This window comes from Luteitalea sp., assembly GCA_009377605.1.
In the GTDB taxonomy this organism is placed as follows: Bacteria; Acidobacteriota; Vicinamibacteria; order Vicinamibacterales; family Vicinamibacteraceae; genus WHTT01.
This window is the reverse complement of the sequence record WHTT01000122.1, coordinates 1-14,282: the sequence shown is the minus strand read 5'-3', so window position 1 is coordinate 14,282 and position 14,282 is coordinate 1. Positions and strand designations below refer to the sequence as shown.

The following is a 14,282-nucleotide window of genomic DNA, read 5'->3' as shown; positions in this document are numbered from 1 at the left end:
CACCGCGGAACTTGCCAAATTCTTGCGCCACCTCACTGCGGAACCTGCCAAATTCTTGCCCCATCTCACCGCGGAACTTGCCAAATTCTTGCGCCACCTCACTGCGAACCTTTCCGAACTCTTCCGCCACCTCACTGCGAAACCTTCCGAACTCTTCCGCCACCTCACTGCGAAACTTTCCGAGCTCCTGCCCAAGGTCACCGCGAAGCTTCCCGTTCTCCTGCGCGGTTTCCACCCTCATCGCCGCCATCTCGGCACGAACCTTTCCCAGTTCGTCGGTCAGTCTGAGCTCGAAGCGTTTCGCAGCCTCCTCCAGCACGCTGTCACTCCACTCTCGCTCGCGCGCAGTCGTCCAGGTCGAAAGGTCGGACGATGCTTCCTCACCGAGTCGTTCCCGAAGCGACGCCGGCACCGGCACTGCAGACATGCTCGCACCAACCCCGAAAGAGCCTCACTGCACCTGACCTGACCTTCCATCGACGACGATGCCATCGTCGCTTCGGGGATGTCAAGCAGCTGAGAAAGTGTCGGCCGGGGCGCCTTTCGGGGCAAACGCGAGCCGGTCTCTAGTGCCCTGTCACTAGCCCTTCACGCCGGTGATGTAGTCGAAGTGATCGACGAAGCTCAGTGTCGTGACATCCGTGTACTTGTGCTCCATCTCGGCCAAGCCTTCACGGATCTCCTCTGCCGTGAACGAGGAGAGCACGGACATGTAGCAACGCTCGACCATCTGGAAGTATCGATGCTTGGGAATCGAATGCTGATAGTCCAGACCATCCCGCTCCACGTGAAAGCCGGTGCGTTGCAGGAGGGTGACGAGCTCGTCGGGGTCGGCGTGCCAGCCCAGCGCGCGCTGCAAGGCCTTGTCGAACAGCGGATACACCACCTTGGGCGGCACATGCACGAGAAGGAGCCTGCCGTGTGCGCTCAACCGCTGGAACAGGTTCGAGAAGAGCAATGCCTTGTCATCGACGTGGTGGACCGCTTCCTTCATCAAGATCTTGTCGTAGGCGCCATCCCGCGCGGAGAACACGAGAGCATCGAGTGCCACTCTCGTCATCGGTGCCTCCTCGGGGATCTTGGCCAGCATCTGCGGAAAGGGATCGACGCCGATCACCGGGTTGGTGAGGGCAACCTGCGCGAGGATGTCGAGTGAGTACATACCGGTGCCACACCCGAGATCAACGAGACGGTCGCCCTCCTCGAGCTCGAGCTTCTCGATCATCTTCGAGGTGAGCGCCCGGATGAAGTCGTCCGAGTAGTGGAGGTAATCGTCGTATCGCTCCGCCAACCGGCTGTAGTGCTCGTGGACGGTGTCGGTCTTGCTCTTGACTGTGTTCACGTTCCTTCAACTCCTTTATGTCTCGAGGATGCTCGCAAGGAATTCACGAGTGCGCTCGTGACTTGGAGCAGTGAAGATCACCTCTGGATGGGCGTCTTCGAGCACGACGCCATGGTCGAAGAATAGCACCCGATGGGAGCAGCGCCGTGCGAAGTTCATCACGTGGGTGACCACCAGCATCGTCATCTCGCCCGACGCGGCCAGCTCGCGCAGGAGGTCGAGAATGCCTCCGACGAGCTCCGGATCGAGCGCGGAGGTGATCTCGTCGAAGAGCATGATGCGGGGATGCATGGCCAGCGCACGGGCAATCGCCACACGCTGTTTCTGGCCGCCAGAGAGCTCGGCTGGGTAGGCGGCCAACTTCTCGCCCAGGCCGACGCGCTCCAGGTCCGCCGTCGCAATCCGTTCGGCTTCCTCCTTCGAGAGACCGAGCACGTGAATGGGAGCCTCGGTCACGTTTTGAAGCACGGTCATGTGAGGAAACAGATTGAAATGCTGAAACACCATGCCGATGTTGCGACGGACGCGTCGAATGTGCGCCTCGCCGGCCGGCTGTTCATGCCCGTTCTTGTGCACGGTGTAGAGCGACTCACCGGCGATCTCGATGTGGCCGCTGTCGGGACGCTCCAAGGTCATGAGAATCCGCAGGAGCGTCGATTTGCCGGAGCCGCTCGGACCGATGATGCTGACGACCTGCCCTTCGGGAATCTCCAAATCCAGGCCACGCAAGACCTCCAGCTCCCCAAACCGCTTGTGGAGCTGATGAATCCGTACGATGGGCACCTCGTGGGGCTCCGAGGCGGCAGGCGCGGTGTGCTCGTTAGAGCTCATGTGCCAAGCCTTCGCTCCACGAGGCGGATCCCACTTGCAGCCACCAGGCTCACCACGAGAAACAGCGCGCCGACAAGCGTCAGGGGCTCGAGGTAGCGGAACGTCTCGGCACCAATATCTCTGGCGGTGTACAACAGCTCCAACACGGTGATGGTCGACAGCATGGGCGTGTCCTTGAACATCGCCACGAGATAGTTGCCGAGCGCCGGCACCACCGGCGGGATCGCCTGAGGGAGAATGATTCGAATGAATGTGCGACGCCGGTCGAGGTCGAGCGCCGCCGCCGCCTCCCACTGGCCGCGCGGCACGGCGTCGATGCCTGCCCGGTAGACTTCCGACAGGTAGGAGCTGTAGTGAATCCCAAGGGCAACGACGCCTGTGACAAAGGGTGTGAGCTTCACGCCAAGCTCGGGCATCACGTAGAAGAGGAAGTAGATCTGAATCAGCAACGGCGTGCTGCGCACGAACTCGACGATAGCAGTGCTGGTCCATGACAGCGGTCGACGTCGGGACCGCCGCAGGACCGCCAGCAAGAGGCCGCCGACCAGGGCGACGGAGAATCCCAGGAGGGTCGCCGCGATGGTCACCTGCATCGCCGCGACGAGTTGCGGCAGGATGGCAGCAGCGAACGCCCAATCCCAGTCGAACCTCATGCGCGACTTCCCGGCTGACGCCAGAACGAGAGGCGCTGTTCGAGTGTCCGCATGCCATAGGTGAACACCAGCGCGACGCCGAAGTAGATGAGCAAGACGAGGACGAAGATCTCTGGTGTGCGCAGCGTGCTGGCGCGCAGCGTCTGTGCCGTAAAGGTCAGCTCGCTCGTGGTGATGAGCGATACGAGCGCGCTGCTCTTCAGCAACTCAATCAGCAGGTTGCCCGCGGACGGCACCATGATGGGCAGAGCCTGCGGCACGGCGATCCGCCAGAACGCACGCCGCGCGGAGAGGTTCAGCGCCGTCGCGGCCTCGTACTGCCCGGCCGGCACCGACTGAATCGCGCCGCGGACCACTTCCGAGCCATATGCGCCGATGTTCAGCCCGAGCACGAGGATGCCTGCAGTGATCGCCTCGATTTCCATGCCGAAAAAGGGCAAGACGAAATAGACCCAGAACAACTGGACGAGCGCGGACGTGCCCCGAAACATCTCGATGTAGAGACCCGCCCCAGCGCGCACCATGCGGTTGCCGCTCATGCGGCCCAAGCCACCCGCGAAGGCCAGGACGAGCGCGAGACAGGCCCCGCCCGCCGTCAACTGCAGCGTCACGACGAGGCCACGCAGCAGATCGGGGAGCAAGTCGAGCATGCAGTTGTGAGTTTTGAGTCCACGGTAGGGCGCGCTCGTCGAGCGCGCCGGGCAGCGAGCGCCGGGGGCACCGCGAGCGCGGCCGCCTCGGCGAGGCGGCCCTACCTAGCGTCCTACGGGTTCTAGCTTTCCCCGCAGAGCTCTTTGGCGGTCATTCTTCCCGGCAGCTGCGGCTTGCCGAACCCGAACGGCTCGACGAGCTTCAAGTGCTCGGGCGTCCCGATGAAGGTGCCCAACTGCCGATTGAACTCAGCCAGGAGCATCGTGTCACCCTCCCGAAAGCCGAACGCTCCATACCCGCGCACCCTCTCGCGTTCGATGAGCGGATCCTCGAACGGGTCAGCCTTTTCCAGACCGTCGCGATCCTTGTTGAGCAAGCTTTCCACGGTGAGCTCGGTCGCCCCGAACGCACTGACCCGGCTGGCGCGCACGGCCGCCATGGCGCTCGGCGGATCCGGAAACGTCATGATGCGATCGTCGGAAATCCCGACCGCTCGGGCATAGTTGCGCTCGATAGCGCCAGACACGACGCCGAGCGTGGCTCCCGATCGCGCGCGAACGTCCTCATAGCTGTGGAGCCCCAGCGGATTGCCCGCCTCGACGATGAACGCCTCGCCGATCGAGTAGGTGGGATTGGAAAAGGCAATCTGGGCACAGCGGGGCTGTGTGATGTACATGCCCGCGGCGATGAGATCGAAGCGCCCGGCTTGAAGTCCGGGAATGAGCGCACCGAACTCCGTCAAGACGCCCTCGATTCGTCCGACGTTCATGCGCTCGAATACGACGCGCGCAATCTCCGGCGCCTCGCCGGTCACCTGGCCCGTCGCCCTGTCCTGGTATGCGTAGGGCGCCTCGTTGGCAAAACCAACGCGGACCACGCCGGCCCGCCGAATGCGCTCCAGCGTCGCCTCTCCCCGATCGGTCCCGCCGCTGCACGACCACACCCCCAGTGCGGCGATACCGATCAACCCCCACCCGCACGGCCTCATGACCTTGGCAACGGCTCCAGCACCTGCGCCCGTTGGCGGCTCGCGATGTGATCCGGTCGCGGCGTCAAGCCGCAGAAGGGATCCTGCAGTGCGTTCTCCACGCTGTTGTACACGAAGAACACGTTGCTGCGCGGATACGGCGTGATGTTGCCGTTCGATCCGTGCATGGTGTTGCAGTCGAAGAAGACGGCCGTGCCGGCCGGCCCCGTCGGCGCCACGATCCCACCTCGCTCGGTCAGCTTCGTGAGGCTCTCTTGATCGGGCACGCCGTATTCCTGTTTCTTCAGCGACTGCTTGTAATGGTTCTCCGGTGTCTGGCCCACGCACGAGATGTACGTCTTGTGCGACCCGGGCATGAGCATCAACGGCCCGTTGAACGGATAGTTCTCCGTGAGCGCCAGGGACACGCTGAGCGCGCGCATCCGCGGCATTCCATCCTCCATGTGCCAGGTTTCGAAGTCCGAGTGCCAATAGAACTCCTTGCCGTGAAACCCTGGCTTCAGGTTCACCCGCGATTGATGCATGTACACCTGGCTGCCGAGGATCTGCCGTGCGGCACCGGCGAGACGTTCATCGCGCGCCAGCCGTCCGTACAACTCGTTCACCTGGTGGATTCGGAAAATCGACCGGACCTTTCCGCTGCCCGGCTCCGTAATCGTCTCATCGCGATCGCTGATCCCAGGCGCCTCCGCGATACTGCGCAACTCCCGGTTGAGCTGGTCAATCTCCTGTTGCTGGAACAGCGAGGGGAGCACCAGGAACCCGTTCTCTTCGTAGAACGTGAGCTGCTCGGTCGCCAGCGGCCCGGGCTGCTTGCCGTAGACCACCGGATCGGCGCGCTCGAGCAAACGGACCTGATCACCGACGCGAGACGGATACACATCTTCCAACACAGACATCTCGTTGACCTCCTGGCTCAATACTTCCAGCACTCATCCCTTGATCGACTCTGCTTCGAGCGGGTAGGCCCCCGACTTGTCGTGGACCTCCTTCCCGTGCAGTGCCGGATTGAACACACAGATCATGCGCATGCGCGTCTTGGCGCGCAGCACGTGCTTGTCGTGCCTGTCCAGCGCATACAGCGTCCCGGACTTGATCGGATACACACGATCCCCCTCCAGCGTCTCGACCTCACCTTCACCTGCCACGCAGAGGACCGCCTCCAGGTGATGGCGATACCACATCGGCGTCACCGTCCCCGGATAGATCGTCGTCACATGCAGGGAGAAGCCCATACCGTCCGATTTCAGCAGCAGCCGCACGCTCTCCCAATTCTCGGTCACCACTCGGCGGTCACTCTTCTCTGCTGCCTGCAAGGTGCGGACAATCACTTGGACACTCCTACCATGTCTTTGCGCTCGGCTGCCTCCTCGTCCAAGGTAGCCTTGACGCTGTCTTCCAGAATGTGCAGACCTTCGAGCAACTGCTCGTCGGGAATCGTCAACGGGCTGAGACACTTCATCACATGCCCCTCAGAACCCGAGGTCTCGATCAAGAGCCCCTGCGTGAAGGCCTTGGTGCTGATCCGAGACGCCAGCTCACCGCTTCCGCAATCCAGGCCCTGCATCATGCCGCGCCCTCGCACGGACAACCGCCCGGACGCCTCTTCCGCCAGCCCGTTCAGTGCAGAGCGCACCAGGTGGCCCTTGCGCCTCACATCGCTCGTGAGCCGGTCGTCCTCCCAATACTCGTCCAGCGCGGCGCTCGCGGTCACGAACGCCAGGTTGTGTCCGCGGAACGTGCCGTTGTGCTCACCCGGCTTCCACTGATCGATCTCCGGCTTCATCAGCACCACGGAAAAGGGCAGGCCGTAGCCGCTCAGGGACTTCGACAGCGTGACGATGTCGGGCGAGATGCCCGCCTGTTCGAAGCTGAAGAACGGCCCGGTGCGGCCGCAGCCCACTTGGATGTCATCCACGATCAACAAGATGCCATGGCGGCGGCAGATGGCCTCCACGTTGCGTAGCCACGCGAAGGTCGCGACGTTGATGCCCCCCTCGCCCTGCACCGTCTCTACGATCACGGCGGCCGGGTGATCCACGCCGCTCCCGTTGTCGCACAAGACGCGGTCCAGATAGTCCGACGTGTCGACGTCCGGCCCCAAGTAACCGTCGTAGGGAAGGAAGCACGTGCCGCCCAACGGGAGGCCGGCCGCGTCGCGGTAGTGCGCGCGCGCCGTCGCCGCCACCGAGCCCAGCGTCACACCGTGGAATGCGTTGGTGAACGAAATGACGTTGTAGCGCCCCATGACCTTCCGCGCGAGCTTCAAGGCCGCTTCGATGGCATTCGTCCCGGTCGGTCCGGTGAACTGCACCTTGTAGCGCATGCCACGCCGCCGCAAGATCACCTGCTCGAAGGTCTCGAGGAACTCCTTCTTGGCCGCGGTCGCCATGTCGAGCGCGTGGACGACGCCGTCCGACTCGATGTAGTCGAGAAGTCGTCTCTTGAGCGCCGGGTTGTTGTGCCCGTAGTTCAGCGTGCCCGCGCCACTCAGAAAGTCGATGTATTCCTTCCCGTGCTCATCGGTCAGCATCGCCCCGCAGGCTCGCGTGAACACGGTCGGGAACGAGCGACTGTAGCTGCGAACGTTGGATTCCAGTTGGTTGAAGATGTGCATTGTTTTGCCTTGTCTTCTCAAAAGGGACCAATCCGCACCAACTGCTCTTCCTCGTGATCGTCGGTCCCGAAGTCCTCGCTGCGAAACAGCGTGCTGTCGTGAAAGTTCGTGTTTCGGTCACGAGCAAACGCACGAAACAGCGACCATGACGCCTCGTTGGACGGCGTGATGGTCGTTTCCAGATGGTGAACATGGCGGCAAGCGGGACGATCCAGAACCTCCTCGAGAAGACGCTTGGCGACGCCACGCCCTCTCACCGTCGGACTGACCGCGACTTGCCAGATGAACAAAACGCCGCTCGTGGACGGCTCGAGGTAACCAGACACGAGTCCAACCGGCCTGCCGTCCTGCTCAGCAATGGCACAGGTATCAGCAAAGTGTGTGCACAGAAGCATGTAGGCGTATACCGAATTGAGATCGAGCGGCTTGCAGGCGTCCACGAGCGCATGAACCTGGGTGGCATCCGCCAACCGGGGCGCGCGATAGCTCACCTCCGGTAGCGTAGAGGTTCTGTCGGGGCTCGTCATGGGCCGCGGGAGCTCCGTACAATCAACAGCGCACGAACGTCGCCCTCCCGAGGCAAACGCGCACTCTGCGATTGCGATGAAAATTGCTAGAAACCGGGCAAGATCTCAGCACGTCGGCCGAGATCGGGAAGTCTTAGGTAGCGTTGCGGAGTCAAAACACGCCACGACCCGGATTCCGATAGGCTTGGGCAGGATTGTCACGCATGCAAATCACCGTAGATCAGGGCTGAGCCATTGTCAAATTGGTCTGTCAAATCAGGAAAGGGAAACGGGACGCGGGCTTGCCATGAGCGAGCCTGACGGCTCGCCGACCGCGGGCCGTCAGGCGAGTCGAATGGGCTCACTCGAGCGCAGGAATCAGCTTCGCCGCGTTCTCGGAGTACACCTTCCGCAGCACTTCATCCGGCAGCTCCAGCCCATACAGCTTCCAGAAAGCGTGATAGTCGCGGTAGTAGTCGAAGTACTCGTCGGCCGTTTCGAAGGTTCGCCAGTAATACGGGAACTCGTCGGGCTGAAAGCTGTCCTTGCCGAACAGCACGCGATCCTGGTAGCGAATGAAGAACTCCCTTGCAGCGCGCGGTTGGCGTCCGATCTCGGCCAGCACGGCACCAGTGTCCACGAAGACGTTGGGGAATTTCTCGAACCATCGGCCCAAACGATCCAGATCATTCGCATGCCATCCCATGTGCGCGGCGATGAACTGCGTCTTTGGATGCCGCGCGAACAGCCGATCCCGTTCGGCCATGAGCTCCTCGAAACGCGGCATCGCCGGATCTTGGTAGCGGCGGGACGAAAAGAGCGCCAGCTCGAGCCAGCGCTCGTTCGACATGTCAATCGGATCGAAGAAGGGCGCTGGATCGGCGGTGTGAATGAGCACCGGCCGATTCAGACGCGCACAGGTCTCCCAGATCGGATCGAGCTCCGGATCATCGAGCTTCAGCCGCGCCCCGTCGGTGCGCGTCACGCGCAACCCGAGATTCTTGAAGATCTTCAAGCCCAACGCGCCCGCCTCGAAGTCCGATTCGAGCTGCGCCGCCGCCGCGGCACCGAAGCCAGGACCAACGCCGCCGTCGAAGTCGATATTGGCAAACAGCACCATCCGGTCGGCATGCTGGCTGTTCTCGATAGCGGCCAGACCCTCTCGCAACCGATCGCCCGAACGGCCACTCAGGTTGACGAGCACCCGCAGATTCAGCGAGTCCATGGCCGCCACGACCTTGTCGAGTTGCTCAGGGCTGATCGGCGTCGGCTGGTGACTGTGGATGTCGATCACCGGAAACTTGGCGTGCGGTGTGGGATGCTCCGCGACGACCAGCGTCGACTTCGGCTCGTACTCGATGATCGATGGCGCCGGCCATTCCGGCGTCCGCTCCTGTCCTGGGCGCGAGCGCAATTGCCCGGAGGCTTGCTGCGCCACCAAACCGCCAAGCACGAGCAACAATGGAACGAGAGCGCGTCTCATAGGAAGAGATCAGGAAAAGGAACCGGGTACCATTTCGGGACGGAAAAGGTACCCGGGTCCTTTTCTAGGCGGTAGCGGCTGTCTTGTTCACGCCCTTGCCAGCAGGGGCCGCACTCGTCTCCCATGGGAGCCCGGGGCGACCGAAGTGGCCGTAGTTGGTCGTTTGCCGGTAGATGGGCCGCAGGAGGTCGAGCGTCTTGATGATGGACGCCGGCCGAAAGTCGAACTGCTCCTTCACGAACGCCTCCGCTGCCCCAGCGTCGCCGCTACCGTACGTCTCCACCAGCAGCGACGTGGGCTCCGCCTTCCCGATCGCATACGACACCTGCAGCTCAGCGCGCCGCGCGAGGCCCGCTTCGACAATCGCCCGTGCGACGTGGCGGCAGAAGTACGCCGCGCTGCGGTCCACCTTGGACGGATCCTTACCGCTGAACGCGCCGCCGCCATGGCGGGCGGCACCGCCGTAGGTATCGACGATGATCTTGCGGCCCGTGACGCCGGCATCGGCTGAGGGACCGCCGTGAATGAAGCTATCGGAAGGATTCACGAGGAAGGCGTCTGGCTTTGGACACCAGGCGCCGAGCACGCGCGGCGCGAGCTCCTCGATGACGTAGCTGGTGATGTCTGCCTGCAACCGATCGGCGGCGTGCTGGGTGGAGATCACGGCACGTTCGACCCGCACCGGCCGGCCATCCTCGTAGACCACGGAGACCTGAGACTTCGAGTCGGGACGCAACCACGCGAACGCGCCCCCCTTGCGCCGATCCTCGGCGAGCCCGTGCGTCAGCTTGTGGGCGAGGAGGATCGGCAACGGCATGAGCTCAGGCGTCTCGTCCGTCGCATACCCGAACATCAACCCCTGGTCACCAGCACCCTGCTCCTCCGGCTTCTCGCGCCCCACGCCCTCTGCGATCTCGCGCGACTGCTCGCTCACCTTCACAATGACCTGCACCTTGTCGCTGCAGAAGGGCTCGGCCGCATCGACGTAGCCGATCTCGCGAATCGCGTCGCGCGCGACCCGCTCGTAGTCGATCGGGTGCGGTACCGTCACCTCACCGGCCACCACCACGAGATCTTCCTTGCAGAGGCTCTCTGCCGCGACACGCGAGCGCGGATCTGCCGTGAGGCACGCGTCGAGAACGGAGTCGGAGATGTAGTCACAGACCTTGTCCGGATGCCCTTCGGAGACAGACTCGGACGTGAGCACGAAGCGGGATTTCGCCATGTTGTCTCGGTTCCTTGTGTTGAGCGCAGGCCCACTCTTTGACCGGGCTTGCATCATGCAGTCATTCGATTCGGCTCTCGCTCGACCTCGGCGCCGAGCCGTGCAATCCGCGCGAGAATCACGTCGCGCCGGCGGCGCGCCACGTTGAGGTCGGCCGTCCGCAGCGAGTGCCGAATACGCTCCTGCCGCCATCCATCGTAGATCACGGTATACGCAATCCACCACAGGCGGCCGTTGCGCCAGAGGTGATGGTTCGGATTCGACTGGTTGAACCGGCGATCCTGAGGCCCAGGGGAAATGGTCACGCGCGCGGCAGGGGCAGTGCGGACCGACGCCGGCGTAGTTGAAAGTGTTATTGACGGGGACATGGTGTCTTCTCTCCTACAGATTCAAGAAGACACCCGGAAGCTGCGGGATATCCCGCACGGACACTTTGATTGTTCGAGCCAAACCGCTCGTCCGCACAGCGCGCACCGAGCCTCAGCTGAACCACATCGCTCCGCACCGAAAACACTGGCCGCGCCGGGTGAGCTACCCCCCCGCACGACAGCGGCACGAAACTGGCACCTTGGGATGTCCGACCCAGGTTGCCGGACCCGCGTTGTTGGTCGCGGGCCGCTCCGGATGTCTGAGAGATTTTATCCGACATGCCTGTTGGTCGCAAGCCCAAGGGGCTAGGGGTTTAGGGATCGAGGGACAAACGGGCCCGAGTGACGTCGAGGCCGCACGCCGCTGGCACCGATATCCTCCAACCCGTGATCCCGTGATCCCTTGCTCCCTCGACCCTTCCACTGTCGTGCATCCGACACATTCTCATGCTTAACTCGCCACCATGCATAGCCTGCCGCCACCTCGCCATCTGACGGCGTGCGTCGTCGCTATTGGCCTCGCGCTGAGCGCGCCGCTTGGTGTGCTTGCCGATCGGGGCCCCCAGCCACTACCGTTCGCCCAGGATTGGTCAGACACCGCGCTCATCACGACTGACGATGACTGGTCGACTGTCCCGGGCATCGAGGGATACCTCGGCCAAGGTCTGACCTCGACGACCGGCGCGGACCCGCAAACGTTGCTTGGCGAGAGCACGGCTGCCGGGGATCTCGATCTCCTCGCCAATCGATCGAATCCCGACACGCTGATCAACGGTGGCGTGGCCGAGTTCGATGGCATCGCCAACCCGACGATCGCGCTCAACGGGTCGGGGACCGCCGACGCTCCTTACCTGCTGTTGTCGCTCGACACGACGGGCGCGAGCGGCATTACGGTCTCCTACACGCTTCGCGATCTCGATGGCTCTCCAGACGACGCGACACAGCAAGTCGCCTTGCAGTATCGGGTCGGTGACAGCGGCGCGTTCACCAACGTCCCGGAAGCCTACATCGGCGATGCGACGGGGCCCGATGAAGCCACCATGTCCACGCCGGTCCGCGTCACCCTTCCGGCAGACGCAGACGAAGTGCCGCTCCTGCAGGTGCGCATCATCACCACCAACGCGCCGGGCAACGACGAGTGGGTGGGAATCGATGATCTGCTGGTCGAGGGGGGCGGCGAACCGCCGCTCCCGCCAACCTTCGCCGCCATCCATGAAATCCAAGGCAGCGCCGCATCGTCTCCGCTGGCCGATCAATTGGTCATGACACGCGGCGTCGTGACGGCGCTGAGAAGCAACGGTTTCTTCCTTCAGACGCCCGCCGAAGAAACGGATGACGATCCGTCGACATCGGAGGGCATCTTCGTCTTCCTCGGTGCGACGGCAAGCGTCGCGCGTGGCGATCTGGTCGAGATCGAGGCACGCGTGACCGAGTTCGTGCCCTCTGCTGATCCCCATCAGCCACCGCTCACCGAGCTCGCCTCGCCGTCGCGCATCAGCGTGCTGTCGAGCGGCCACGCAATCCCCGAGCCGATCGCGCTCACGCCGGCGGACATGAGCCCGGGCGGCCCGATCGATGCGCTCGAGCGATTCGAGGGAATGCGTGTCGCCGCCTCGTCACTGACCGTGGTTGGGCCGACCCTGGGCAGCGTGAACGAGAGCGCCGCGACGGCGACGTCGAATGGCGTGTTCTACGCGGTCTCGAGTGATTTCGCGCGCCCCTTCCGCGAGCCGGGCATTGGTCTCCTCGACCCGCTGCCGAGCGGCGCGCCACCGAACGTTCCGCGGTTCGACACGAATCCCGAGCGGCTCCGCGTCGATAGCGATGCGCAGCTCGGAGCGCCGATCCTCGACGTCTCCAGCGGAGCGGTTGTCACCAATCTGATCGGCACACTCGACTACGCATTTCGGACCTACACGCTGTTGCCCGATCCGCCCGACGCGGCTGCCCCGCCCGGCATCACGCCGCCATTCGCTCCTTTGCCCGTTCGCGAGCGCGCACCTTCTGAATTCACGGTGGCATCCGCGAATCTCCAACGGTTCTTCGACGACCAGGACGACCCGAGCGTGGGAGAGCCGGTGCTGTCCAACGCGGCATTCCAAACACGGCTGGAGAAAGCGTCGCTGCTCATACGCACGCACCTCGACACCCCAGACATCCTGGGTGTCGTCGAGTTGGAGAACCTGCAGACGCTCGAAGCGCTGGCAACACGCGTGAGCGCAGACGCGGTGGCAGCGAGTGAGCCGGATCCCGCGTACGACGCTTACCTGGTCGAAGGCAATGACCCGGGCGGCATCGATGTTGGGTTTCTCGTCAAGGGTATGGACAACGGCAATGGGCAACCGCGCGTCGCGGTGACCCGTGTGACGCAGGAAGGCGCCACCGCTACGTATGTCAATCCCAACACCGGCGCGCTGGACACGGTGTTCGATCGCCCCCCGCTGGTGCTCGAAGCCACGGTGAGCTACGCCGACGGCACCCTCTTCCCCATCACGGTCATCGTCAACCACCTGCGATCGCTCATCGGGATCGACTCAGAAGAGCCCTCCGGCACAGGCACGGGAGGAGCGCGGGTCCGCGCCAAGCGCCAGGCGGGTGCTGAGCACCTCGCGTCCTTCGTGCAGGCGCGGCAGGAAGCGCGGCCGGACGAGCGTCTCGTGCTGATCGGTGATTTCAACGCCTTCGAGCTCAATGACGGCTACGTCGACGTCATCGGGACGATCGCCGGGCAGCCTGCAGATCCAGACGAGGTGGTGCTCGACAGTGACGACCTCGTCAATCCGGATCTCCTGAACCTGGTTGCCTCGCTGCCGCAAGAGGAGCGTTACACGTTCGTGTTCGACGGCAACGCGCAGTTGCTGGACCACGTGCTCGTGAACAGCGCCGCTGCCCCATTCGTGCGAGGCGTCGCCGTTGCACGGGGCAACGCCGACGCGCCAGAGGTTGCCAGAAACGACCCGTCGACAGCATTCAGACTGTCGGATCACGATGTAGTGATTACCTATTTCGGCGCGCCACCCACCGATCTGACCGAACAGGCGTGGCTACTACCGGCAGGGCTTCACCGTGATCCGCGCTCTCGGCTGTACGAAGGGTGGGTCGTGGTGCACAATCGGTCGCAGACTACGTTCACCGGTCCTCTGCACCTCGGCCTCGACCAGCTCACACCGGGCGTGACACTCGTCGACGCGACCGGCATGTTCGGCGAGCTGCCCTTCGTCACGCTGGAGGCCTCCTCACTCGCACCGTGGCGTGTGCTCGTCGTACCGGTACAATTTGCCAATCCAAACGCCGCACGCATCCAGTTCGGACCACGGTTGTTTCGAGGACTGCTGCCTTGAGGGTCTAGGCCCGACCTTTAGGTCGGGCGGGCGTAGATCAGATCCCCTGAGTGAACGAACAGGTCTGGCTCGAGCCGGCGCATGGACTCATAGGTCCGCATCCCGCCGCGCGCTAGACAGCGTATTCGTGATCTCGTACGCTGTATATGGTGCAAGTGCGCCTCGACTAGGAACAGGCGATGCAGTTGCGAGCACGTGCCAAGCATCTCGATGCGACACTCTCCGACCTCGTACGCGATATCCTGCACCGTGCGCTGGGCGAGCGTCCGCTCGCACA

The 14,282-nt window shown here is 63.4% G+C and carries 15 protein-coding genes; 1 reads left to right on the top strand and 14 read right to left on the bottom strand.

Annotated features, from left to right (window positions below; translation table 11 throughout):
• The 13 genes from GEV06_25770 to GEV06_25710 all read right to left on the bottom strand — a co-directional run.
• A partial coding sequence (locus GEV06_25770; protein MPZ21276.1) for a hypothetical protein occupies positions 1-427 on the bottom strand: 427 nt, incomplete at its 3' end.
• Between the two features lie 153 nt (positions 428-580).
• Entirely contained in the window at positions 581-1,342 is a 762-nt protein-coding gene (locus GEV06_25765) for a methyltransferase domain-containing protein (GenBank protein MPZ21275.1), read from the bottom strand.
• A 15-nt stretch (positions 1,343-1,357) separates the two neighbouring features.
• Positions 1,358-2,173 (bottom strand): ectoine/hydroxyectoine ABC transporter ATP-binding protein EhuA, encoded by an 816-nt coding sequence (gene ehuA / locus GEV06_25760; protein MPZ21274.1) that lies wholly within the window; start codon positions 2,171-2,173, stop codon positions 1,358-1,360.
• Entirely contained in the window at positions 2,170-2,826 is a 657-nt protein-coding gene (ehuD, locus tag GEV06_25755) for an ectoine/hydroxyectoine ABC transporter permease subunit EhuD (GenBank protein ID MPZ21273.1), read from the bottom strand. The genes ehuA and ehuD overlap by 4 nt, the downstream gene beginning before the upstream one ends.
• Positions 2,823-3,476, bottom strand: coding sequence for an ectoine/hydroxyectoine ABC transporter permease subunit EhuC (gene ehuC / locus GEV06_25750; protein ID MPZ21272.1), 654 nt, complete (start codon positions 3,474-3,476; stop codon positions 2,823-2,825). The genes ehuD and ehuC overlap by 4 nt, the downstream gene beginning before the upstream one ends.
• Positions 3,477-3,598: 122 nt before the next feature.
• Positions 3,599-4,465 carry an ectoine/hydroxyectoine ABC transporter substrate-binding protein EhuB gene (gene ehuB, locus GEV06_25745; protein MPZ21271.1) on the bottom strand — a complete coding sequence of 289 codons (867 nt, stop codon included), beginning with the start codon at positions 4,463-4,465 and terminating at the stop codon, positions 3,599-3,601.
• On the bottom strand, positions 4,462-5,355 hold the full coding sequence (gene thpD, locus GEV06_25740) for an ectoine hydroxylase (GenBank protein ID MPZ21270.1): 894 nt from the start codon (positions 5,353-5,355) through the stop codon (positions 4,462-4,464). Before thpD ends, ehuB begins: the two co-directional genes overlap by 4 nt.
• 42 nt (positions 5,356-5,397) lie before the next feature.
• On the bottom strand, positions 5,398-5,796 hold the full coding sequence (locus tag GEV06_25735) for an L-ectoine synthase (GenBank protein MPZ21269.1): 399 nt from the start codon (positions 5,794-5,796) through the stop codon (positions 5,398-5,400).
• On the bottom strand, positions 5,793-7,082 hold the full coding sequence (gene ectB / locus GEV06_25730; protein ID MPZ21268.1) for a diaminobutyrate--2-oxoglutarate transaminase: 1,290 nt from the start codon (positions 7,080-7,082) through the stop codon (positions 5,793-5,795). The genes GEV06_25735 and ectB overlap by 4 nt, the downstream gene beginning before the upstream one ends.
• 17 nt (positions 7,083-7,099) lie before the next feature.
• Entirely contained in the window at positions 7,100-7,609 is a 510-nt protein-coding gene (ectA, locus tag GEV06_25725; protein MPZ21267.1) for a diaminobutyrate acetyltransferase, read from the bottom strand.
• Between the two features lie 340 nt (positions 7,610-7,949).
• On the bottom strand, positions 7,950-9,071 hold the full coding sequence (locus tag GEV06_25720) for an amidohydrolase family protein (protein MPZ21266.1): 1,122 nt from the start codon (positions 9,069-9,071) through the stop codon (positions 7,950-7,952).
• A 64-nt stretch (positions 9,072-9,135) separates the two neighbouring features.
• Complete coding sequence (locus GEV06_25715) at positions 9,136-10,296, bottom strand: methionine adenosyltransferase (GenBank protein MPZ21265.1); 1,161 nt, start codon at positions 10,294-10,296, stop codon at positions 9,136-9,138.
• A gap of 53 nt (positions 10,297-10,349) precedes the next feature.
• Positions 10,350-10,601 (bottom strand): hypothetical protein, encoded by a 252-nt coding sequence (locus GEV06_25710; GenBank protein MPZ21264.1) that lies wholly within the window; start codon positions 10,599-10,601, stop codon positions 10,350-10,352.
• A 527-nt stretch (positions 10,602-11,128) separates the two neighbouring features.
• Between GEV06_25710 and GEV06_25705 the strand changes: the two genes are divergently transcribed.
• Complete coding sequence (locus GEV06_25705; protein MPZ21263.1) at positions 11,129-14,005, top strand: hypothetical protein; 2,877 nt, start codon at positions 11,129-11,131, stop codon at positions 14,003-14,005.
• A 17-nt stretch (positions 14,006-14,022) separates the two neighbouring features.
• Here GEV06_25705 and GEV06_25700 read toward each other — a convergent pair.
• Positions 14,023-14,282: hypothetical protein (locus GEV06_25700; GenBank protein ID MPZ21262.1), on the bottom strand; the 260-nt coding region annotated here is incomplete at its 5' end.